Source organism: Parapedobacter brassicae (assembly GCF_051400755.1).
Taxonomy (GTDB): domain Bacteria; phylum Bacteroidota; class Bacteroidia; order Sphingobacteriales; family Sphingobacteriaceae; genus Parapedobacter.
This window is the reverse complement of the sequence record NZ_JBLFFL010000001.1, coordinates 22,506-43,741: the sequence shown is the minus strand read 5'-3', so window position 1 is coordinate 43,741 and position 21,236 is coordinate 22,506. Positions and strand designations below refer to the sequence as shown.

The 21,236-nt window shown below is 49.1% G+C and carries 20 protein-coding genes; 11 read left to right on the top strand and 9 right to left on the bottom strand.

Features of this window, described 5'->3' with window-relative positions:
* The first annotated feature begins 238 nt into the window (after positions 1 to 238).
* The 5 genes from ACMGDE_RS00200 (at position 239) to ACMGDE_RS00180 (ending at position 7,782) form a co-directional block, all read left to right on the top strand.
* On the top strand, positions 239 to 3,298 hold the full coding sequence (locus ACMGDE_RS00200; RefSeq protein ID WP_436830725.1) for a SusC/RagA family TonB-linked outer membrane protein: 3,060 nt from the start codon (positions 239 to 241) through the stop codon (positions 3,296 to 3,298).
* Between the two features lie 40 nt (positions 3,299 to 3,338).
* Complete coding sequence (locus ACMGDE_RS00195) at positions 3,339 to 5,081, top strand: RagB/SusD family nutrient uptake outer membrane protein (RefSeq protein ID WP_436830724.1); 1,743 nt, start codon at positions 3,339 to 3,341, stop codon at positions 5,079 to 5,081.
* 19 nt (positions 5,082 to 5,100) lie between these two features.
* The gene (locus tag ACMGDE_RS00190; RefSeq protein WP_436830723.1) at positions 5,101 to 6,177 is read left to right on the top strand and encodes a phosphatidylinositol-specific phospholipase C1-like protein; all 1,077 of its coding nucleotides are present in this window, start codon (positions 5,101 to 5,103) and stop codon (positions 6,175 to 6,177) included.
* Positions 6,178 to 6,382: 205 nt separating this feature from the next.
* The gene (locus ACMGDE_RS00185) at positions 6,383 to 7,000 is read left to right on the top strand and encodes a type IV toxin-antitoxin system AbiEi family antitoxin domain-containing protein (RefSeq protein ID WP_436830722.1); all 618 of its coding nucleotides are present in this window, start codon (positions 6,383 to 6,385) and stop codon (positions 6,998 to 7,000) included.
* The gene (locus ACMGDE_RS00180) at positions 6,997 to 7,782 is read left to right on the top strand and encodes a nucleotidyl transferase AbiEii/AbiGii toxin family protein (protein ID WP_436830721.1); all 786 of its coding nucleotides are present in this window, start codon (positions 6,997 to 6,999) and stop codon (positions 7,780 to 7,782) included. Before ACMGDE_RS00185 ends, ACMGDE_RS00180 begins: the two co-directional genes overlap by 4 nt.
* Positions 7,783 to 7,873: 91 nt before the next feature.
* Here ACMGDE_RS00180 and ACMGDE_RS00175 read toward each other — a convergent pair whose 3' ends face one another.
* The gene (locus ACMGDE_RS00175; protein WP_436830720.1) at positions 7,874 to 8,716 is read right to left on the bottom strand and encodes a universal stress protein; all 843 of its coding nucleotides are present in this window, start codon (positions 8,714 to 8,716) and stop codon (positions 7,874 to 7,876) included.
* Between the two features lie 33 nt (positions 8,717 to 8,749).
* Positions 8,750 to 8,908, bottom strand: a complete 159-nt coding sequence (locus ACMGDE_RS00170) for a FeoB-associated Cys-rich membrane protein (RefSeq protein ID WP_436830719.1) — start codon at positions 8,906 to 8,908, stop codon at positions 8,750 to 8,752.
* Positions 8,909 to 9,107: 199 nt separating this feature from the next.
* On the opposite strand from ACMGDE_RS00170, the gene ACMGDE_RS00165 reads away from it, so the two are divergent.
* Genes ACMGDE_RS00165 through pstB form a run of 4 tightly spaced genes read left to right on the top strand, consistent with a single transcriptional unit; the run spans position 9,108 to position 12,439 of the window.
* Complete coding sequence (locus tag ACMGDE_RS00165) at positions 9,108 to 9,938, top strand: substrate-binding domain-containing protein (RefSeq protein ID WP_436830718.1); 831 nt, start codon at positions 9,108 to 9,110, stop codon at positions 9,936 to 9,938.
* Positions 9,939 to 9,951: 13 nt separating this feature from the next.
* Positions 9,952 to 10,842 carry a phosphate ABC transporter permease subunit PstC gene (gene pstC / locus ACMGDE_RS00160; protein ID WP_436830717.1) on the top strand — a complete coding sequence of 297 codons (891 nt, stop codon included), beginning with the start codon at positions 9,952 to 9,954 and terminating at the stop codon, positions 10,840 to 10,842.
* Positions 10,839 to 11,681, top strand: a complete 843-nt coding sequence (gene pstA / locus ACMGDE_RS00155) for a phosphate ABC transporter permease PstA (RefSeq protein WP_436830716.1) — start codon at positions 10,839 to 10,841, stop codon at positions 11,679 to 11,681. The genes pstC and pstA overlap by 4 nt, the downstream gene beginning before the upstream one ends.
* Positions 11,678 to 12,439, top strand: coding sequence for a phosphate ABC transporter ATP-binding protein PstB (gene pstB / locus ACMGDE_RS00150; protein ID WP_436830715.1), 762 nt, complete (start codon positions 11,678 to 11,680; stop codon positions 12,437 to 12,439). Before pstA ends, pstB begins: the two co-directional genes overlap by 4 nt.
* Here pstB and ACMGDE_RS00145 read toward each other — a convergent pair.
* From ACMGDE_RS00145 to ACMGDE_RS00135, 3 genes are all read right to left on the bottom strand, one after another.
* Entirely contained in the window at positions 12,436 to 13,734 is a 1,299-nt protein-coding gene (locus tag ACMGDE_RS00145) for a hypothetical protein (RefSeq protein ID WP_436830714.1), read from the bottom strand. The two genes, pstB and ACMGDE_RS00145, sit on opposite strands and share 4 nt — an antisense overlap.
* Positions 13,735 to 13,738: 4 nt before the next feature.
* Complete coding sequence (locus ACMGDE_RS00140) at positions 13,739 to 16,042, bottom strand: TonB-dependent receptor domain-containing protein (protein WP_436830713.1); 2,304 nt, start codon at positions 16,040 to 16,042, stop codon at positions 13,739 to 13,741.
* A 103-nt stretch (positions 16,043 to 16,145) separates the two neighbouring features.
* Complete coding sequence (locus tag ACMGDE_RS00135) at positions 16,146 to 16,514, bottom strand: hypothetical protein (protein WP_436830712.1); 369 nt, start codon at positions 16,512 to 16,514, stop codon at positions 16,146 to 16,148.
* Positions 16,515 to 16,605: 91 nt separating this feature from the next.
* Between ACMGDE_RS00135 and ACMGDE_RS00130 the strand changes: the two genes are divergently transcribed.
* A complete protein-coding gene (locus tag ACMGDE_RS00130; protein ID WP_436830711.1) occupies positions 16,606 to 17,532 on the top strand; it encodes a PfkB family carbohydrate kinase in 927 nt (308 codons plus the stop codon).
* 5 nt (positions 17,533 to 17,537) lie between these two features.
* Here the strand turns inward: ACMGDE_RS00130 and ACMGDE_RS00125 are convergent, their stop codons facing one another.
* The 3 genes from ACMGDE_RS00125 to murB all read right to left on the bottom strand — a co-directional run bounded on the left by ACMGDE_RS00125 (position 17,538) and on the right by murB (position 19,526).
* The gene (locus ACMGDE_RS00125) at positions 17,538 to 17,792 is read right to left on the bottom strand and encodes a cytochrome b5 domain-containing protein (RefSeq protein WP_436830710.1); all 255 of its coding nucleotides are present in this window, start codon (positions 17,790 to 17,792) and stop codon (positions 17,538 to 17,540) included.
* On the bottom strand, positions 17,779 to 18,294 hold the full coding sequence (locus ACMGDE_RS00120) for an RNA polymerase sigma factor (protein ID WP_436830709.1): 516 nt from the start codon (positions 18,292 to 18,294) through the stop codon (positions 17,779 to 17,781). Before ACMGDE_RS00120 ends, ACMGDE_RS00125 begins: the two co-directional genes overlap by 14 nt.
* A gap of 203 nt (positions 18,295 to 18,497) precedes the next feature.
* The gene (murB, locus tag ACMGDE_RS00115) at positions 18,498 to 19,526 is read right to left on the bottom strand and encodes a UDP-N-acetylmuramate dehydrogenase (RefSeq protein WP_436830708.1); all 1,029 of its coding nucleotides are present in this window, start codon (positions 19,524 to 19,526) and stop codon (positions 18,498 to 18,500) included.
* A gap of 114 nt (positions 19,527 to 19,640) precedes the next feature.
* Here murB and ACMGDE_RS00110 point away from each other — a divergent pair, with 114 nt between their 5' ends.
* A complete protein-coding gene (locus tag ACMGDE_RS00110; protein WP_436830707.1) occupies positions 19,641 to 20,267 on the top strand; it encodes a TetR/AcrR family transcriptional regulator in 627 nt (208 codons plus the stop codon).
* On the opposite strand, the gene ACMGDE_RS00105 is transcribed toward ACMGDE_RS00110, so the two are convergent.
* Positions 20,242 to 21,216, bottom strand: a complete 975-nt coding sequence (locus ACMGDE_RS00105; RefSeq protein ID WP_436830706.1) for a YpdA family putative bacillithiol disulfide reductase — start codon at positions 21,214 to 21,216, stop codon at positions 20,242 to 20,244. The two genes, ACMGDE_RS00110 and ACMGDE_RS00105, sit on opposite strands and share 26 nt — an antisense overlap.
* Positions 21,217 to 21,236: the final 20 nt, after the last annotated feature.

Here is a 21,236-nt window from a genome sequence, read left to right as displayed (position 1 = left end):
CTGACCCGTTATGAATTGCAGTCACCACAGATACAGCCAACAATGAAAGATCGCTGGTTACAAAAATGGAATGACCGGTATCGCGATGATGTGGTTTATTGTTAATGCAATCTTAAAGTTTTCGTTACAATATACTATTGCCTATAAGTTAGTTTTGAGACAAAATAAAAAGAGCCTGCTGGAACAGGCTCGATAAAAAAGTATTGAAAAATTCTCGGTAAACCAACACTTAGTTTTTATGTATTCAAAAATCCTGTTATCTAAAATCATCTGTGCTTCGGCGTGTTTGGTCTCCATGGCCGCTTTTAGTGCCGTCCCCATGAATACACCTGATAAAGGCATGGAAAATGAATCAATTTTAGTGTCCGTACAACAAAATGTATCTGGTACTGTAATAGATGAAACAGGAACACCGTTGTCCGGCGCAACAGTTCTTGAAAAAGGAACCACGAACGGTGTAGCAACAGATATTGACGGGAACTTTGTTATCGAGGTTGGCGCCGATGCCATTCTTCAAATATCTTTTGTGGGATATTCTACAAAAGAGGTTTCCGTGAACGGGCAATCAAAAATAGAGATTCAATTAGACCCAGATGCTTCCCAATTGGATGATGTTGTCGTAGTTGGTTACGGTACCCAAAAAAGATCAGACGTTACCGGTTCTATTGCCTCAGTAAAAAGTGAAGATTTCAACCAGGGAGTTGTAACGAACCCAGGAGAACTTCTGCAGGGTAAAATGGCAGGTGTGAACATTACTTCCAATAGTGGGGAACCTGGTGCCTCACAAGATGTAATTATTAGAGGTATTGGTAGTTTGCGATCGGGAACGCAACCACTTTACGTTGTCGATGGTTTTTTGCTGGACAATTCGTCTATAGGTGTTGCCACAAATCCACTTAACTTTCTTAATCCTAACGATATTGCAAGTATTGATGTTCTAAAAGATGCCAGTGCTACGGCGGTCTACGGATCCCGGGCGTCCAACGGTGTTGTAGTTATTACCACGAAAAAGGGAAGGGCCGGAAAGACGCAAATGAATCTTTCCCTTTCTACCGCAGTATCCTCTATGTCCAATATTATAGATGTATTCAATGCCGATGAGTTTCGTACCCAGGTAATTGCTTCCGGAGGTTCTCTTGAAGATTACGATGGAAGCACCGATTGGCAAAATGAATTGTCTCAAACGGGAAAATCAAAAAATCTCGATTTTTCCATGGGCGGAGCAAACAGCGAAAATTTTTCGTATTTCACTTCGGTCGGTTATCAAAATCAAGAAGGGGTTTTGATAAATAGTGGATTAGAACGATATTCTGGCAAATTGAACATCAACCAAAAGGCCTTTAACGACAGGGTTAAAATTGATTATAACCTAACGGCAGCCCATACCGAAAACCTACGCCCAAGCATCAACTCTACCATCGGTGATATGCTCGGTTTGAATCCAACGGTGCCCGCCTACACCAATGGTGAGCCTACCTTGTTGAGAACCAATGCCTTGAACCCTATTACGAGATATAATATTTATAGTGACAAGGCCGCTAATAACCGCATATTGGCTACCATTTCCCCATCTATAGAAGTTATAGAAGGGCTTACCTATAAGTTAAATTTTGGTATAGATTATTCCGCCACCAACCGAGATCAGCAGTATGAACCTTATACTTCAGTTGTAAATGAGAGCAATATCTCAAATGGGGACGTGGTTACCAATATGAGTACCAATTCCAATCAACTTATGGAGAATACGCTTACCTATAACTGGAACAGGAATGTACACAGCCTTATTGTATTGGCAGGGCATTCTTACCAAAAATTCATGTACGTAAACCGGCAGTTTTCATACAGGGGTTTTGCAGATAACAATGTGGATCCAATATACCAAGACCAAACCAGTTCAGACGAGTATCCTACTTCTGTAAGTTCCTCCGCGATTGAAAACGAGCTTCAATCTTACTTTGGTAGAGTAAACTATTCGTACGGCGATCGATATCTGCTAACAACTACCCTGCGTGCCGATGGGTCTTCCAAGTTTGGGGAAAACAGGAAATATGGTTATTTTCCTTCTTTTGCCCTTGGATGGAACATTGGCAATGAAAAAATCATGGAAAATTCCATTTTCAACGACCTGAAATTACGTGCAAGCTGGGGTCAAACGGGCAACCAGGAAATTCCTTCCAAGATTACGCAGGCAAGTTATTCGGAAAATCGATTAATAACGGGGTCAGGAAGTTCTGACACCTATCCTATAGGCAACGATGCCACCTCCATTGACGGTTACCCATATGGGATCGTATATACACGTTTGGCAAACCCCGATCTTCAATGGGAAGTTTCTACACAAATTGGGGCCGGTGTCGATTTTGCACTCTTTGATTATCGGTTATCAGGTACTTTTGACTATTTCAATAAGGTGTCTTCCAATATATTGCTAGAGATTGTTCCCGCCGATCCCGTACAGCCTACCGCTACGTACTGGGACAATATCGATGACATGAAGATTCAAAATAGCGGCTTCGAACTAGCGCTGGATTACCATAGTAATGCGACGAGCGATTTTTCCTATAATATCGGGGGGAACATCACCTATATTCAGAACAAGGTAAAAGATTCGCCGTATTCCGTATTGACCACAGGTGCGGCTCAAGGTGCTGGTCAAACCGGCGCAACCATTAACGGCTATATAAACGATGAACCAATCGGGGCATTCTATCTTTTCCAGTTTGAGGGCATTGGGGCCGATGGGCTAAACTCGTTTAGAGACATTAACGGCGATGGAGAAATATTGGACATTGACCGAAGTGTAGTAGGAAGCGCAATCCCCAAATTCAGCTATGCCTATTATCTGAATTTCAAATACAAAGCTTTTGACTTAGGTTTAAACTTCAATGGTATTGCAGGGAATAAGGTCTACAATCATACAAAAATGTCGCTTTTTACCAAAGCGCAACTGTCCAGATCCAACAATACAACGGATTTTGCAATGCAGTACCCCAACGAGTCTATAGCCAATTCCAATACCGTATCTACACGTTTTTTAGAAAACGGTTCATTCTTAAGATTGAATAATGCCACATTGGCCTATAACTTAAGTTCAGACAAAATAGGATTAAGCGATGCCTTTCAAAATATCCGTTTTTCGTTAACAGCTCAAAATCTATTTGTCATAACAGATTATTCAGGATTCGATCCAGAAGTTAATACAGGTTCAGCTTCTGAGGGAATCCAAACGTTTGGAGTAGATTATTTTACCTATCCGAAGGCCAGAACCTTTTTGATTGGCCTAAATCTTACATTTTAACGAACGATTCTTTTAATAGTAAGCAACAAAATAGAAAAAGATGAAAAATAAAAGATTTAGAATACTTTCCTTAATGGTATTCCTATTTACATTTTTTGGCTGTACTGACTTAGCGGAGGAAGTACTTGATGAGTCCCTGACGGGAACTGGGGAAGCTGAAGTGGTCAGTGGGTCGATAGCACCCGTTTATGGAAATCTCCGTAATGTATGGTTACATACAGTAAATTTTGGACTGCAAGAAGTTGCTTCCGACGAGGCCATCCTTCCCTATCGCGGTGGTACAGATTGGTATGATGGCGGAAAGTTCATCGCTGTACATCAGCATTTAATGACCCCAAGTAATAGTCTGGTCGGCGATGCCTGGAACCAGATTACCTTAACGCTATCGAAAGCGGTAATTGCTACAGAAAGGTTACAGCCAGAAGCCGAAAATGGTAATGCAAATGCCCAGAAAGCATTATATGAAATGGTAGCCATGAAAGCTTACCTGAATATGCTGGCCTTAGACAACTGGGGGCTGGTTTTCAAAAAGGAAAGGTCCGAAGATATTTCTGAAATCTTAAGAGGACAGGAAGCCGTAGATTACATTGAAAGTGAACTTCTATCGGTAGCAGGTGTTATTACTGACGATAATTATCCCGGCCGATTTAATAAAAATTCGGTAAGTGCGTTATTGGCCCGTTTATATTTAAATGCTGCTGTCTATCGCGACCCTTATGGTACGCCGGACTTCAGAAAGGACGATATGGATAAGGTGATTCAATATACCAGTGATATTATTTCCGGTCCTTATTCTTTATCGGAAGAATATTTTGATTTGTTCAGTGATAATAACAATACAAATCCGGAACTTATTTTTGCACTGGATCAAAGAGGCGTCCTTCAAGCCGAGCACCAACGATGGGCCTATTGGCCAATTTCCGGAGACCAGGTTCCAAGACCTGAATTCCCAAGTACACGCGGAACCGACGCGGTAGCGGTCACCCCTGATTTTTACCAGACTTGGGTTGATGCCTATGGTGACGTTGACCCGGCCGATGCCGATGCCCGTTTCTTTCAGGAAAACACGGTTATACCCGCTAATCTTAAAGATCTTACCGGGATTGACCCAACTAATGATTCGGAGCACTATTATTGTGTAGAGGCCGAGGAATTTGAGATTGATAGAGGAATACTTCGTGGTATTATATGGGGCCCCCGGAAGGATGATGGAGGTAATATTTTAAGATGCGGTGATGGTAGGGTAAGAATCTATCCTGTGATCAATAGAAGAACCAGTGGCGCAAACCTGAGATATGTTGACCATACACTTAAAGTTGATTTTACCGCCGATGGAAGCTTACATAATACCGGACACCGTTTTTCAAAATACCAATTTAGTCACACTGCTCCCGATTGCTGCTCTTATAGCAGTACTGATTTGGTGTTGATCCGGTTGGGAGAAATTTATTTGATGCGGGCAGAGGCTAAGTTGAGAACCAATGATATTGAGGGAGCTTTGGCCGATGTCAATACCTTAAGGACTTCAAGAATCGCTCGCCCAGAGCAAACTCCTGGTGAATTGACTTCGATTGACCTTGATATTTTGTTCCGTGAAACCGGATTTGAGCTATACTGGGAAGGTTTTCGAAGAAACTACCAAATACGGTTTGGTAAATACGAGGATAGCTGGACAGAAAAGACGGATAACAATGTAAGGAAAAGATTGTTTCCAATCCCTCAGCAAGCAATTGATGGGGCTTCTAGTGAAGAAGGTTTTTTAATACAAAACGAAGGATATTAATCGATATAAACCCCGTAACATGAATATCTCGTACACAATACTGGCGTTGATCGTATCCATCGTGTTTTTCAGCGATTCGGTGCCTGAAAGCAGCTTAAGGGAGATTAAATTAAACGAAATTCAACTGATCGGTAGCCACAATAGCTATAAAGTTGCCATTGAACAACCTTTGTTGGATTATTTGTTTGAACGGGACTCGGCTATTGGAAGATCGTTGCAATACGAGCATATACCATTGGCAGAACAATTACAGCTCGGTCTTAGGAGTCTGGAACTCGACGTCTATCACGATCCGGAAGGAGGTTATTATTCCAATCCTGCTGGTCTGGATATCGTTCGGTCTTCTGGAAATTCGCCATTACCTTTTGATCCGGAGGAAAAATTAAAGGTACCTGGACTTAAAGTATTTCATGTGCAGGATATAGATTTTAGAAGCCATCAAATCCTTTTTAAGGACGCCCTTACAGAATTGCTCGCATGGTCCGAAAAGAATCCGAAGCACACACCTATCATGATAACAATCAATACAAAGGACGGTAACATCCCCAACTTGCGGGATCCTCTTCCCTTTGATGCCGATGCCCTGCAAAACCTGGACACGGAAATAAAAAATGTTATTTCGGCGAATAAATTGATTTCGCCCGATTTGGTGCGTGGCGATGAGTCGATCCTTGAGCAGGCCATTTTAACAAATGGATGGCCGGCATTGGATGCCGTTAGAGGAAGATTTCTCTTCGTGTTGGATGAAGGCGATGCTAAAATCGACTTGTACTTGCAGAAGTTTCCGGGACTCAAAGAAGCGGCGCTTTTCGTCAACAAGGAAGAAGGAAACGCTGAGGCGGCCTTCCGTATCGTCAATAATCCCATAGACAGCTTTGATAAAATAAAATCGCTGGTAGCAAAAGGGTATATCGTGCGTACCCGTGCCGATGCGGGCACCGAAGAGGCAAGAAATAATGATTACACTAGATTCGAACGGGCTAAGGCTTCTGGTGCACAGGTTATTACTACCGATTACTACCTGCCTAGTAAACTTTTTAAATCCGACTTTAAAGTTGTCTTTAATAATGGTAAGTACGAAAGAATTGGGAACTAAAAATGACGTTTAAAAATAATGCCTTTGATCCATGTTATTAAATCATATATATATATATTGATTGGGATTCCACGGTATTTTGCGATTTTCCGTAAGAGGTAAGAGGTATGAGGAATTAAATACAAGTGGAATTAGATCGGTTTAAACAAAATAACTTATTTGTTTCCGAAATGCATTATATTTGCTGCGTAATGGAAACAAATAAATGGATTTCCTAACATTCAAAGAAAGATTATTTGATCTTGCATGCTTCAGTACCGATCAGGTGTATGCATGGCAGCCGGATTTTGACAGGAACAACCTGACACGCTGGACCAAGAAAGGGTATCTTGTCCGGTTAAGGCAAGGGTATTACACCTTCCCTGAGTATAAGGGCAAGGTGGACTATTCCCTATATTTCGCTAACAGGATTTATAAGCCTTCCTACATCAGTCTCCATACGGCATTGGCTTTCTACGGGATGATCCCCGAATCGGTGGTGCAGATTACCAGCATCACAACACTGAAGACGCAATCGTTCAGGAACGATTTTGGCGAATACGCCTATCACAATGTAAGAGAGGACTTGATGTTCGGTTACGACCTGAAACCAATCGGAGACAACCGAAATATCCAGTTCGCCAAACCGGAAAAAGCGTTACTCGATTTGCTTTATCTCTATCCATTTTATGACAACGAGGCGGAAATGGAGGAACTGCGTTTGGATGAAGATTATTTGCAGGACGAGCTTGATAAGGACTTATTGATGGAATATGGTAAGCGGTTTCAAAGAAAAGCACTGCAACGACGTTTGGATTTAATGCGTACAACATACGGCATATGATACAGTTGGAGCAAATCAAGAACTATTTCCCCGCCGCAATAAGAGACAATGCGGCGTTTGGCAAACACATGATCAAGGAGTACCTGCAGTTGGCCATTTTGGATTTTCTATCAACCACGCCCTACGTACGGAAGACCACTTTCATCGGCGGAACAAACCTCCGGCTGGTCAAGGGGATTGACCGATTTTCTGAAGATATTGATTTTGACTGCAAAGACTTTTCCAAAGACGAGTTTTTCGAGATGACGGATGCGGTTATCCGATTTTTAAAGCATTCGGGATGGCAAGTGGAAACACGTGACCGGGATAATCCCAAGCTGACCGCGTTTCGCCGCAATATCCATTTTCCGGAATTACTGTTCGACATGGGGCTGAGCGGCCATCGGGAAGAACGGTTTCTCATTAAGATCGAAAGCCAGGATCAGGGTGTGGAATACCAGCCCGTTATTGCGAATATCAATGGCTGTGGGTTTTTCTTCCCGTTTCCTGTGCCGTCCGATGGTGTATTGTGCAGCATGAAGATAGCGGCGATGCTGGCGCGTGCTAAAGGGCGCGATTTTTATGACCTGATGTTTTTGCTGGGACAGGCTAAACCTGACTACGATTTTCTAGGGAGGCGATGCGGAATCGTATCACTGGAACAATTGAAGGCGGCCACTGCCGAAAGGCTGAAAACGGTGGACCTGAAAATCAAGCAGCGGGATTTCGAACATCTGCTATTTAACCGAGGAAATAGTGTGCGTGTATTGCGTTTCAGTGAGTTTATGGCGGCGTTGAGCTGAGTTTATTTCAGCCATCCCTGTACCTCTTTTTTGTCCCAAATATTTGCTAAGTCCGGGACAAACCAATTCGGGAAAGGTTGGCTGTCGTTCACTAAGTCGTGCGATCTGCCTTTAGAATCAACAGGGGCAGCCGGGTATGGTGTGCCAGTGTTTTGGTGACGCTGCGATGGAATAAGCTATCGAAAAAGCCATATTTTTTGGGTACGGTAATGACCAAACCCGCTTGTTGGCTTTCGGCAAAGGCCATGATGCCTTCGGCGATGTCGGGGTGCGTGGTGTAATGATATTCGGGACTCAAATCGTCCAGCAGTTCGTGTAGCTTGAATTGTTCCGGTATAATGTCCGGGTCGAACCGCATATCGGGTTTTTCGACGTTCAGGACCAGCAATGTTAAATCAAGTTTGCTGACCCATTCGGCAATCGGACCCAACGGTGTCGTTTTATCCACCTTGTCGAGGTCGCAGGCAAAGACGGCCCGCCTGATCGGCTCAAATGCAATGCCATCGGGCACAATCAGCAAGGGAATCGGGCAGGCGTCGGCGAGATTGGCGGAATTGCTGCCGATCAGGAATTTTTCCATCCCGGTTTTGCCGGTGGTGCCGGCAACGACCAGTCCGGCCCTTTCCTGCTCCGCCAGTCGTTCGATGCCCAGGAGCAGGGGAGAGTCGTTGGTCACGAGTTCGACGCGGGTATACATGGACTTGAACGGTTCGATTTGCGATTCCAGCATTTCGAGGGCGGACAGGCTACGTTCGTGCGTGAGATGGGTATCCGATGGTTCTGGCATCGGAATTTCGGTGGCTACCGGAACATTGTCGTATGAGTGGTAAAGAATAATAGTCTCGATGCCGAGCTGATCACTTAGCGACGCAGCATATTGGGCGGCGATGACGGATGATTCCGAAAAGTCTGCTGCAACGATGATGGTTTGCATAGTAGTCATTGTATATCATATAATCATAACGTTTCACAGGTCATCTTCGCTGTGCTTCTCCGGTTCGAGGTCCGAAAGGTTCAGCTTCCGTTCCAGCTCTTTTTTGTCTTTCTGGTTCCGCCTGATCAACCAGATCACCAGTATGATGACGCCCAAAAGGACAAGGGCCACGATCATATAATTGATTTCCATGACGACTATCCAACAATCATTTCCTTGATATCAACAACGAATAGGGGTTAGTGTTTGACGTGAAGTGGACTTTTTGCTTGAATGCCACTTCGTGATTGCGGGAAAATGATGGAGGGATGGGCCATGGGGGCGTTGTTGATATTGGGTTAACAATTTCATAATGTTCGTTGTTTACATTTGGGAGGTAATGGTTTTTGATATGAGGTATTTCGGCTACTTGGGGTTGATGCTGCTGACAGGATGCAGCGATCATGAAAAGGCCATCAAGGTGAAAGGCTCCGACACAGAAGTGAACCTGGCTGTGGGGCTGGCCGAACATTTTTACTTCGAAAATGACAGCCTGAGCGTAGCCATTTCCGGCGGGGGCTCGGGCTTGGGCATCGCGTCGCTCCTCAACGGGCAGGCGGATATCGCCAATTCGTCGAGGCCACTGAATGCCGATGAAAAGGAAATGTTCAAGAATCGGGATATCGCATTGCGGACCGTGATTTTTGCGGAGGACGCCACGGCATTTATTGTGCGGAAAGATTTTCCCGTGGATAGTATTGACCTGGCCACGCTGGCTGGAATACTGAGCGGGGAGATCAGGTCCTGGAAGCCGGTGATCGGGCGGGACGTGCCGGTGAATATTTACGGGCGGCAAAGCAATTCAGGGACGCACGCCTTTGTGCGTGAAAAGCTGAGTATTCAGTTCAGTCGGGATGCAAAGGAAATGAATGGGAACGCCCAGATCATCGAAGGCATCAAGATGGATGGTACAGGCATCGGCTATGTGGGTGCGGGTTATGTGCTCCATAACGGGAAAAATCAACCGGTCAAAGTGCTGAAAATTGCTCCGGCGGTCGGTGAACGAGCTATTTCTCCGTTGGACAGTCTGGCCATCTCCGAAGGACGGTATTATTTCCAGCGCCCCTTGTACCAGTTCATCCCGGAAACATCATGGAAGAAAGTCGCTGCCTTCATCGCTTTTGAAAAGGGACCGGTGGGACAACGGCTGATTCAGGAATCGGGTTATTATATTGTTCATTAGTCAAATTCAAAGGATGAAGCTGAGCGTAAGGGAAAACATCGACGGGGCCGTGAGGCTGTTTGTCAGGGCAACGGGGTTCTTGGTTATTGCCATTCTCGGCGGTATATTCTTCATGCTGGTGTGGAATACCACAGCGTTTTTCTTGCAGATCGCACCACTTGATTTCATCACCGGCACGCAGTGGAACCCTTCGGGCGATCCGGCATTATATGGTATATTGCCCTTGCTGGTGAGTACCTGCCTGGTCACGCTCGGGGCCATGGCCATCGCCATCCCATTGGGGATCGGCACGGCCGCGTTCCTCTCCGAATATGCCGGCCAACGGCTGAAGAGCATCTTGAAGCCCGCCATTGAGATGCTGGCCGCCGTTCCTTCGGTAGCCATCGGTTTTTTGGGGATCGTCGTGCTGGGGCCTGGCATCGCGGGTTTCACCGGGCAGTCCAACGGACTGAATGCACTTAATGGCGCCATACTGCTGGCGGTTATGGCCCTTCCCACCATTGTCACCGTTGCCGAAGATGCCCTTCAGGGTATTCCCAATTCCTATAAGGAAGCCAGCTACGGCGTAGGCGCGAGCCGGTGGCAAACCCTCATCCGGGTCACCATCCCTGCAGCGGCGCCGGGTATTCTGGCGGCGGTGATGCTGGGCGTCGGCCGGGCCATCGGCGAGACCATGACGGTGCTGATGGCTACGGGAAATGCTTCTGCTTTTCCGAAAGGTTTTTTCCATTCGGTGCGGACGATCACGGCTACCATCGCCATTGAGATGGGTGAGGTGCCCTATCAGACCACTCACTACTATTCCCTGTTTGCCATTGCTGCTGTACTGTTCCTGTTCACGCTGGTGGTCAATGTGTTGGGTGAATATTTTGTGAATAAGTATCGAAAATACCATTCCGCATGATGAAGAAACTTACACCGGTGATCGAGTGGGGTACGCTGCTGCTTACTACAGGGACGGTCTGCTTTTTCCTGGTCGCGATCCTATGGGATCTTATCAGTAAGGGTGCGCCTTCGCTTTCCTGGGAATTTGTGAGTGCACTGCCGACGGAGGGGATGACCAAGGGGGGTATTCTTCCGGCGATTACGGGTACAGTATTGCTCACGCTGATCACTGCGGTGGTGGCTGTTCCATTCGGGGTGAGCTGTGCGGTGTACCTAAATGAATATGCCACAGATAGCTGGCTCACCCGTTTGATACGGGCCTCCATCCGCAACCTGGCCGGGGTACCGTCGATTATCTATGGCCTCTTTGGCCTTGCACTGTTTGTACAGGCCTTGCAACTGGGAACGTCCCTGCTCTCGGCAGGGCTGACACTGGGGTTGCTTTCCCTGCCGTACATCATTACCACCACAGAAGAGGCGCTGCGGCGCATTCCGGCAAGCACGCGCGAAGCCGCGCTGGCCATGGGCGCCACCCAGTTTGAGTCCATCCGCGATGTGGTCATGCCCTCGGCTTTGCCGGGGATATTGACGGGTGTCGTGCTGTCGCTTTCCCGGGCAGCGGGTGAAACCGCCCCGATCCTCTTCACAGGTGTCGCTTTTTACATCAACAGTCCCTCGGGGTCCCTTAATCAGGAATTCATGGCGCTCCCTTATCACCTGTATATGCTTTCGACCCAGCACCACGCCATCGAAGCGGTGAGGCCGTTGGCCTATGGCACCGCGCTGGTGCTCATAGCGGTGGTGTTTTTATTGAACCTCACCGCGTTTTACATCCGGTATAAACATAGTAAACGATGAATGACAACCTGACGAAACTATCTTCGGATTCGGTAAACCTATGGTTTGGTAGCAAGCATGTGTTGAAGAATGTTCATGTGGAATTTCCGCGCAACCAGATCACGGCGCTGATCGGACCTTCGGGCTGTGGCAAAAGCACGCTGCTGCGTTGCTTCAACCGTATGCATGACCTGTCGCCGGATGCCCGGATCGAAGGCCGGTTTTTACTGGACGACCAAGACCTGTATGAAAAGGGATTGTCGGTGACGCAGGTGCGACGGCGGATCGGCATGGTTTTCCAGCGGGCAAACCCTTTTCCGAAAAGTATTTATGAGAACATCAACTACGGACTGAAAATAAATAACATACCCAAGGAGCAGCGGAGGGGAATTATTGAACACGCGCTCCGGGAAAGTTATATCTGGGAAGAGGTAAAGGACGAACTGCACAAGCCCGCCACCCGGTTGTCCGGTGGACAGCAGCAGCGCCTCTGCATCGCCCGAGCAGTCTCCCTCCGGCCGGAGGTGATCCTGATGGACGAACCCTGCTCCGCCCTGGACCCACTGAGCACCCTGAAAATCGAGGAGCTCATCGTCGAGCTGAAAAAAGACTATACCATTGTGATCGTCACGCATAACATGCAACAGGCCCAGCGGGTCGCGGATAAAACTGTGTTCATGTACCTCGGGGAAGTGATCGAAGCTGGCGATACCAAAGCCCTCTTTGAGCAACCCGAACACGAGATGACCGCCAACTACGTGAAGGGACGGTTTGGTTAATCCATAGGCCCTCGTGCGGTGGTCTCGCGGTAAGCGATGCCCTTCCTGCCGTTTTCTTCACAGACCCAAGCGACCAGCAATCGGTCATGGACCCGCGTGATCACCGGATGATGGTTCGCCGCTTTGCCTGTGGAAAGGGGTATGGGCGCTACGGGGCGCCCGGCGATGATCGGTTGCAGGAGGATGCGCGATCCGCCGCTGGCCTCGGCGTGTTCATGGTGGTGATGCCCTTGTGTGATTCCATGTGCAGCATGATCTGCCCTAGGCGTGGAGAAGTCCTCATAGACCGCTACCAGCGTGTCCGCACCGGCGGCTACCCATTGCGGATGACTGCCTGTAGAGGTGAGCAGCGCGCGTTTACCGAAATGACCGCTTTGCGGCGATGTATGGGTGTAATAGAGTCCGGCATTGCCGCCCGCGGTGAACCATAAAGCATGGAGACGTCCGCCTTCGGCGGCGAGCGTCGGACCTGTATGCGGACAGGCACGGATGGCCCAATTGTCCGCGCTGATGGCGACTTCGGCGGTAAACGACCGGCCGGTGTCTTCGGAGCGTACATAGGCCATGTCACGGACTTGCTCGCCAAACCGCGCCGCGGGGTATTGGAGGCTGCGATAGGCTACGTGGACCGCCCCGCTGTCGTCGACAAGGAGGTCTGTCCGGCAGCATTCGCATGTGCCGCGATGGAGCACGGTCTCCCCGGTGAATCCTTGGTCGGGGGTAGTGGCAGCGAAATACAGGGTAGACCCTTCGATGGATTCGCCCCGTCCATCCAGCCACACGGCACCGATTTCCCCGTTGCCGAGGCGCGCAATGTCAAAGAAATTGCGTCCATAATGATGGGCGGTGTCCGAATGCAGGAATAAGGGGACTGACCACGATGCACCACTGTCCGTGGAAACAGTATAGTAAATAGCCCCCGCAAAGGGGTTCTTTTCCTGTTCGAAGGGCTTCGCGAAAATGGCTACAATGGTACCGTCGTCTTTGAAAGCCACCTTGCCCATGCTCTCGGCAGAGGTGCCGATACCCTCAGACCCCGCTACCACCGTAGCCGGTCCGAAGTCACCGGATTGAATGTCGTACGAAGCAAATGCCAGTCGATAGGTGCTATCGTGGCCGTTCGTTTCCGTCCAGCAAAGCACGGGCTTTCCGTGGTGGTCGCTGGTAAAATAAGGCCCTACTGCTGAACGGTGGCCGAGATCGAGCGTTTTGACCGGTTCGTCGTCGCGGGACGGCGTGGTGCAGGCGGCAATCACGACCGCCGCTAGGGCATATATGATGAATGATTTCTTCATGGTCTTAGAATAAATAACTGAGATTAATGCCGCCATAGGCGTTGCGGCCGGGGGACGGGTTGTAGAATGCCGGTTGGCCGCCACCGTAGGCTATGGCGTTCAGTGCCACGAAGGAACTGTATTGCTCATTCAGCAGGTTGTCCATGCCACCATATACGTCGATCCGGATGTACTTGCGGATGGTATGTGCGTAGCCGATCTTGGCACTCAACACGTGATACGAAGGATGGTATACGGTATTGGCGTCATCCAACGGCAGGCGATCGTTGTACAGGTAACTGCAACGGGCATAAAGGCCTGTTTCCGTGTCGACATCTACTCCGGCACTGATCACCCAAGGAGCGATGCCGGTGAGGGCATGACCATCATACACGGCGGTAACGGCCTGATCGACATTCCGGATCTTGTAGTCGACGAACGTGAAATCCGAATAGGTCACCGCGGCAAATGGCCGCAACTGGCGTATCCACCCGTTATCGTCCTGCGTGCGTGCAAGCCAAGAAAGGGCCAACTCCGCACCCCGGTGATCGGTCTTGCCTGCATTATGGTAAGTGGTGATGCCCTGCTGTACGGATTGGGCAATCAATTCGCCGCTCATGTTCATTTTAAACACCGAGAGGTCATAGCTGAGCCGCGAGCGGAATAGGGCACCTTTGGCATTGAGCTCATAGTTGACTGCTTTCTCTGCCTGTAAATAAGGGTTGATGGCGCCATCGGCAAGCTTGATCTCGGAACCGGTTGGTGGCGTAAAGCCCGTGCTGACGCTAGCGTGCAGGCTTAGCGCTTCGTCGAACGTATGGCTCAAGGCCACCCGCGGTGCCGCCTGTGGATCAAATTGTTTGATGCCGCTTTGATGAGGCAATAGGTAATCCCGCACGTCATACCGTAGACTGTTAAATCCCAAGCCTAGGGTAAGCATCGTCTTAGGACCGAGAGCGGTTTCCGATTGGTAGAAAAGGGAATAAAAGGTATTTTGGTTGTCGACATTGGCGTTGATGGCACCTTCAGTACCGTGTTCATTGGCGTACTGGCTGCCTTTGGTGAGTCCTTGGTTAACCTCGGCACCGACGGTGAAGAGGGTGGCAAAGGAGCTGAAGCCAGGGTCATAGGTAAAGCGCGTGCGCCCTCCGTAGCTTTGATAGTGATTGCGGATATATGCATAAGCCAGGGGATGGTTGAGGTCATAGAAGTATGTGAACACGCTGGTGCTGTTGGACAGCTTTTCGTTGAAGCGATACTGCTGCCCCACACCTATACGCGTCCAGTTCTGATACCTTCCGGCGGCCTTATCCATATTGCCGGCGTTCGCCTGTATGGGACTTGACGCGATCTGGTCCTGCGTAAGCGCCCCCGGTATTTGCGAATGCTGTGTCGTCCGGTTCAGCAGCACCGTGATAATTTGCTTGTCGCTTGGGAAAAACTGGAAATTTCCGGTGATGAAACGCCGCATATCGTTGCTGTGGGTGCGGTATCCGTTGTATTCCTGCCAACCATAGGCGATATAACTGTTGGCCTTGTCGCCGCCCGATCGATAGGCAGTAGCTATCCGGTTGAGACCATACCTGCCGGTGAGTCCGGATACCTCCAGGCGGCGCTCGCCATAGGGCGCCCGCTGCAACTGGAAATTGATGACCCCGGCAGTACCCGCGCCATAGATGCTGGATGCCGGACCTTTGATGATCTCTACGCGGCCGATGTTGTTGACGTCCAACGCCTCGATACGTGTCGTTCCGTCCGTCTCGGTGACGGGGATATCGTTTACGTACATCTTCACCGCCCGGATGCCCCATGGCGATCGCACACCATTGCCGCGGATGGAGATACGCGAGTCGGATAGCGTGCTCTGGTCCATGCGCACACCGGCGACAGTGTTGAGGGCCGACTGCAGCGACACGCCGCTGCCACGCTGGATATCGTCGGCTGTTAATAGCGCTACCGCACCCGGTGTTTCCCGGTTAGCCCGGTGATTGAGTCCTACGCGCACTTCATCCAGTTGGACGGGATCTGCCTCCAATTGGATGTTAATGCCCGTCCGGTCGTCCGCAACGATTACATGCTGCGTCTTGTAGCCCACCAACGTCACCACAACGGTATGCTGAATGGCATAGCGATTCACCCGGAAGTACCCGTTGCGATCGGACTGGGCCACGAGCTGTCCGGTATGGTCACGGATGGTCGCACCTGCCAAGGGCTGGCGGGTCTGGGTGTCATAAATATGACCTGTTAAGTCGTTATCCTGCGCGTTGGCCTGCAATATACATGCGGCAAGACACGGGAGTGTATTGCTGAAAAAGCGGTATAAGTTCATCTGTAATGATATGATAAGCTGGACTAGAAACCAGTATGAAACCTCCGCACTGCCGGATCAGTCCGGGCGCGGGTTTGACGTCCTAAAAGCGTGATGAAGGTTGTTACGCCCGTGGCGGATGGAAAATTTCCACCAGTTGTGTAGGTAGATCGAAAGGCAGTTCGGCGGAATGATGGGTTACGATCGAAGGCTCCGGGAAGATCCACACAGACGTTTCGGTGATATATGCAGGCTGATAGTTGACGTGATGTGATTCCTTCTCGGATTTCTTTTCGTTGTCTTCGGCTTCCTTGAGTTTCCTAGCCAAATAGCAGTGTCCGTCGCAATGCAGCATCGGCTTATCCTTGTTCACGCAGAAATACTCGGAGATGTACCGCTGGTTGAGCTCAAAAGCAGCCGTCACCAGCAACCGGGAAATACTTTCCGTGAAGAGGGAGCAAACGAGTAATATGGCGATAAGCCGATTAAGCATAGCGGCAAACTTACAATGAAAGTTGGACATTGCCAATTATTGTTTCATATGCCCCCGAAAAGGCATACCTTTGCGGCCAAAATCAATACATATGAGTTTAGTTATCATCGGTACAGTTGCTTTCGATGCGATAGAAACACCCTTCGGAAAAACAGCTAAAATAGTAGGGGGGGCGGCTACCTTTGCCGGCCTTGCAGCGGCCTATCTATATGACCAAGTAAAATTGATCAGCGTGGTCGGCGAGGACTTCGGTGAGGAGAATCTGGATATACTGCGATCCAAAGGGATACGCCTCGAGGGGGTGCAGATCAAGCAAGGGGAGAAGTCCTTCTTTTGGTCGGGCAAGTACCATAATGATATGAATAGCCGCGATACGTTGGTCACCGAACTGAATGTACTGGCCGATTTTGACCCCATTGTTCCCGATAGTTACCAAGATTGCCAATATTTGCTCTTGGGCAATCTCACCCCGCAGGTGCAACTGACCACGTTAGACCGATTGCGGCGCAAACCGAAGTTGGTGGTATTAGACACCATGAATTTTTGGATGGACACGGCATGGGATGACCTGATGCAGGTATTGAAAAGAGTAGACGTGCTGACCATCAACGACGCGGAAGCCAGGCAGCTTTCGGGCGAGTATTCGTTGGTAAAGGCGGCGGAAAAGATCTTGGAGCTTGGTCCCAAATACCTGATCATCAAAAAAGGCGAGCATGGTGCGCTGCTATTCGGTGACGGGCGGATATTTTCAGCGCCCGCCCTGCCGCTGGCAGCGGTATACGATCCCACCGGTGCGGGAGACGCTTTTGCCGGCGGATTCATCGGGTACCTGGCCAAGGTCGGTACGCTGACGTTTCATAACATGAAAAATGCGGTGATCTTTGGATCGGTGTTGGCCTCCTTCTGCGTCGAAAAATTCGGTACGGAGCGGTTAAGAGAATTGGACGGCCAGCTGATCAGCGAGCGGATAACCCGGTTTACGGAACTCAGTCAATTTGAAATTGAAAACCAGGGGTAGCGGCTTCAAAGCAGCGTGCCGATCATTTCAAACTTCGAAAATACTGTATCCGAGTGCGGGGCATCTATCAATTCCTCGGTAAGGTCTTGCCCAGCCCAGTGTTCGTAATGCATGCCTTTGAGCCACAGGCGGCTCTCAGAGACATCATAGATGCGCCCTTGGTAGGCAATCCATATTTCCGGGCGGTCTTGCCCATTTCGCAGCGCCAGTTGTGATCTGGTGTACACAGGTAGTCCTTGCAGCACATTATGATCGCTCATACTGGTACACCGTCAATGCTTTTTTCATCGTTCGCCTCGCTACATGTATGCGTGTTTTGACTGTGCCGATGGGGATGCGCAAGTGTGCGGAGATCTCATGGTATTTATACCCTTCAAAATACATGCTGAACGGCACATAATATTCATCGGTCAATCCGGCCATTGCATGCTTGATGTCATCCATCACGAACGTGCGCTCACCCCCGTTGGTCGCGGCGCTGTGCAACAAATGCGCGCTTGAAATCTCGTCGGTTTGCGAAACCAGCATACTCGTCTTTACAAACCGTCGGTAATTATTGATGAAGGTGTTTTTCATGATGGTATACAACCATCCCTTGAGGTTTGTGCCCTCTTTAAACCTGCCATGGTAAGTGACTGCTTTGAGCATAGTGTCCTGTACCAGATCATTCGCATCCTCATCATCACGGGTAAAATGCAGTGCATAACCCCTCAATGACTCGGTATGTTGCACCACTAATGTATTAAATTCAAATCGCGTCATCTTTTTACGGTTTAAGGGATTTCAGGTCGGTGGCCCTGAATCTCCAAGTTAAACAATTTATGATGCAATAAGCTTGGGCTTATTGGGAAAACTGACGTTTGTTTGTTGTTTAATTAGTGTCGTGGAGAATACTGCAAGTATCGTGCTAAATGTTATAATGGTTATCTAAGACTAGGCTAATGTAGCAAAAAATTTTGATAACTTTATATCATGTTTACTTCTCGTTCCAACGTGATCCCGAATCGCATTCGCACGTCTTGGATGATCTGTTCAGAAAGGTCGTATATTTCTGTTCCAGTGGCGTTTCCATGGTTTACCAATACCAATGCCTGGTTTTTCCAGGTACCCGCATTCCCCACTCGTCTGCCTTTCCAGCCGCATTGTTCGATCAGCCACCCGGCGGCCAGCTTTACGTGCGCATCGTCTACGGGATAATGCACAATCATCAATTCAGGAAATGCAGCCTGCAACCGCGTTAACGCCGCTACAGGTACGATCGGATTCTTGAAAAAACTGCCCGAATTGCCGATGGTTGATGGATCAGGCAGCTTATCGGTGCGGATAGCGGATACGACTTCGGCAATGTCTTTAATGGAAGGCTGCGTGATGTTTCGCTTGGTTAGTTCCGCTGCGATCGCACCATAAGAGGTATTGAGGGTCGAGGTGAGGGATAAACATAGGGTCACTTGCGTAATGATGTAGCGTCCTTTTGCTTCGTTCTTGAAGATACTTTCTCGATAACCAAACCTGCAATCTTCTTTTTCGAATGTGGAAATTTCCCCACGTTGTGTATCAAATGCGCGACACCTGACAAAAACGTCTTTGAGCTCGGCGCCATAAGCACCGATGTTTTGGATGGGAGCCGCGCCCGCGGTACCCGGGATCAGTGCCATGTTTTCGATACCGGCGAATTGGCGGTCTACACAATACCACACCAGGTCGTTCCACACCACGCCTGCCCCTGCGGTGACCGTGACGTCCGCTCCCGAGATGGTGTGTGTGATCCCTTGGATGTTGATCCGGATAACCAGTCCGTCAAAATCGCGGGTAAGCAGCATGTTGCTCCCGCCTCCCAAGACCAAGAGCGGTGCTTGCGTAAGCGCTCGCTCCCGGGTAAACAGCTGGATTAGCGCTTCTTCGCTATCGATTTCGACAAACTGCTTGGCAAATGCCTCCACCCCGAATGTGTTGTAGTGTTTTAGTGAGACATGCTCCCTGATCAATAGCCCCATAATATGCTGACCGATATTTTCAATTGTTTAAACAAATACGTAACTTTAACGTGTTATCTTTAGCACCAAAGATAAGTTATTGACCTGATAGCGCAATTAAGTTGATTGCAATGTATGATAAACGCAGATAAAAAACGCACACAGATATTAGAAGCCGCTACCCGCCGGTTTGCCCATTTCGGTATGGCGAAGACCACCATGTCCGAAATTGCGCAAGACCTTTCGTTTTCCAAAGCACTGCTGTATTACTATTTTCCCGACAAGAATGCCTTATATGCTGCGGTGTTGGGGTATGTGATTGACCAGTCGTTCGAAGAGATTGAAGCCGGATTGACCGTGATAGACGACTGCCACGAAGCCATAATGTTCATCCTGGATAAGCGGATTGCGTTTATTACTAAATACTACAACCTGCTCGAGCATTCGCTGTCGTTGGTGCAGCAGATGCCCGATGAGATGGCTTGTGTGATGGAAGAATCGAAGGTGCGGGAGATTGCCCTCCTCAGCGGTATCTTTAAAAGAGGCGTGGAAACCGGTCATTTAGCGGTCGAAAATATACAGGAGACCGCTGAGATCATGCTGTATGCACTGGGAGGCATGCGCTTTAGTATATTGAAAAATCTCAAAGGCATGTTATTCCCCACCAAGGAAGAATTTGACCGGATATTGAATCTGCAGAAAAAATTGGCCACGGTGTTTTTGAAAGGACTGGAAGTCAGGAAGATTGAATCCGCTTTATAATTTGCTGGGCATGCACGCGGGAGTTTTCGATAAACCAAAGGTGTGTATTCATACCCCCGCAGACCACTCCGGCCAGAAATAGACCGGGCACGTTCGTTTCCATCGTTTCCGGGTCATGATAGGGTTCGCGGGAAGGATCATCGGCCAGTTTGATGCCGATTTTCTCCAGAAAAGCGAAATTGGGCTGATAGCCAGTGAGCGCCAGTACAAAATCATTTTTGAGGGTGAGGGGACCATCCGGCGTGCGGATATCCACCTCGGTGGGACGTATCGCGGTGATCGTGCTATTGAATAAGGCACGCACCTCGCCGCTGGTAATGCGGTTTTCCATATCCGGTCGCACCCAATACTTTACCCGGGGACCGATTCCTGCTCCCCGGGCCACCAGCGTAACGTCCGCTCCCTTGCGGTAGACCTCCAATGCCGCATCCACGGACGAGTTGCTGGCCCCCACGACGATTACCCGCTGGCCCGCGTAGTAATGCGGGTCATTGTAGTAGTGGCTCACCTTAGGTAGGTTTTCGCCCTCCACGTCCAGTAAGCAGGGGATGTCATAAAATCCCGTGGCGACCACCACATAACGCGCGCGATAGGTGGATTTGGATGTCACGACGTCAAAACCGGCGACCCGCTGATGTACTGCGGTCACCTCTTCAAACAGCTGGATATGCAGTGCAAACTTCTGCTGTATCCGGCGGTAGTATTCAAGCGCTTCGGCGCGTTTGGGCTTTGGATTGATCGATACAAAAGGGACCTCGCCGATTTCCAGCCGCTCAGACGTAGAAAAAAAGGTCATGTTTTGGGGGTAGTGGTATAAAGAATTGACCAAGCACCCCTTTTCGACGATGAGGTAAGTCAGTCCGGCTTCTTGGGCAGCGATACCGCAGGCCAACCCGATCGGGCCGCCGCCAATGATGACCAGGTCATACAGTGCTGAACGTTTCTCCATGTGCCACAAAGATACACGAC

Excerpts from the sequence above, each read along its gene's own strand:
- ACMGDE_RS00185 (WP_436830722.1), top strand. The coding sequence starts at position 6,383 with ATGGATTTCCTAACATTCAAAGAAAGATTATTTGATCTTGCATGCTTC.
- ACMGDE_RS00190 (WP_436830723.1), top strand. The coding sequence starts at position 5,101 with ATGAATATCTCGTACACAATACTGGCGTTGATCGTATCCATCGTGTTT.
- ACMGDE_RS00180 (WP_436830721.1), top strand. The coding sequence starts at position 6,997 with ATGATACAGTTGGAGCAAATCAAGAACTATTTCCCCGCCGCAATAAGA.
- ACMGDE_RS00165 (WP_436830718.1), top strand. The coding sequence starts at position 9,108 with ATGAGGTATTTCGGCTACTTGGGGTTGATGCTGCTGACAGGATGCAGC.
- ACMGDE_RS00200 (WP_436830725.1), top strand. The coding sequence starts at position 239 with ATGTATTCAAAAATCCTGTTATCTAAAATCATCTGTGCTTCGGCGTGT.
- ACMGDE_RS00105 (WP_436830706.1), bottom strand. The coding sequence starts at position 21,216 with ATGGAGAAACGTTCAGCACTGTATGACCTGGTCATCATTGGCGGCGGC.
- ACMGDE_RS00110 (WP_436830707.1), top strand. The coding sequence starts at position 19,641 with ATGATAAACGCAGATAAAAAACGCACACAGATATTAGAAGCCGCTACC.
- ACMGDE_RS00140 (WP_436830713.1), bottom strand. The coding sequence starts at position 16,042 with ATGAACTTATACCGCTTTTTCAGCAATACACTCCCGTGTCTTGCCGCA.
- ACMGDE_RS00125 (WP_436830710.1), bottom strand. The coding sequence starts at position 17,792 with ATGAGCGATCATAATGTGCTGCAAGGACTACCTGTGTACACCAGATCA.
- pstA (WP_436830716.1), top strand. The coding sequence starts at position 10,839 with ATGATGAAGAAACTTACACCGGTGATCGAGTGGGGTACGCTGCTGCTT.
- ACMGDE_RS00170 (WP_436830719.1), bottom strand. The coding sequence starts at position 8,908 with ATGGAAATCAATTATATGATCGTGGCCCTTGTCCTTTTGGGCGTCATC.
- ACMGDE_RS00145 (WP_436830714.1), bottom strand. The coding sequence starts at position 13,734 with ATGAAGAAATCATTCATCATATATGCCCTAGCGGCGGTCGTGATTGCC.
- pstB (WP_436830715.1), top strand. The coding sequence starts at position 11,678 with ATGAATGACAACCTGACGAAACTATCTTCGGATTCGGTAAACCTATGG.
- murB (WP_436830708.1), bottom strand. The coding sequence starts at position 19,526 with ATGGGGCTATTGATCAGGGAGCATGTCTCACTAAAACACTACAACACA.
- ACMGDE_RS00130 (WP_436830711.1), top strand. The coding sequence starts at position 16,606 with ATGAGTTTAGTTATCATCGGTACAGTTGCTTTCGATGCGATAGAAACA.
- ACMGDE_RS00175 (WP_436830720.1), bottom strand. The coding sequence starts at position 8,716 with ATGCAAACCATCATCGTTGCAGCAGACTTTTCGGAATCATCCGTCATC.
- ACMGDE_RS00135 (WP_436830712.1), bottom strand. The coding sequence starts at position 16,514 with ATGCTTAATCGGCTTATCGCCATATTACTCGTTTGCTCCCTCTTCACG.
- ACMGDE_RS00120 (WP_436830709.1), bottom strand. The coding sequence starts at position 18,294 with ATGACGCGATTTGAATTTAATACATTAGTGGTGCAACATACCGAGTCA.
- pstC (WP_436830717.1), top strand. The coding sequence starts at position 9,952 with ATGAAGCTGAGCGTAAGGGAAAACATCGACGGGGCCGTGAGGCTGTTT.
- ACMGDE_RS00195 (WP_436830724.1), top strand. The coding sequence starts at position 3,339 with ATGAAAAATAAAAGATTTAGAATACTTTCCTTAATGGTATTCCTATTT.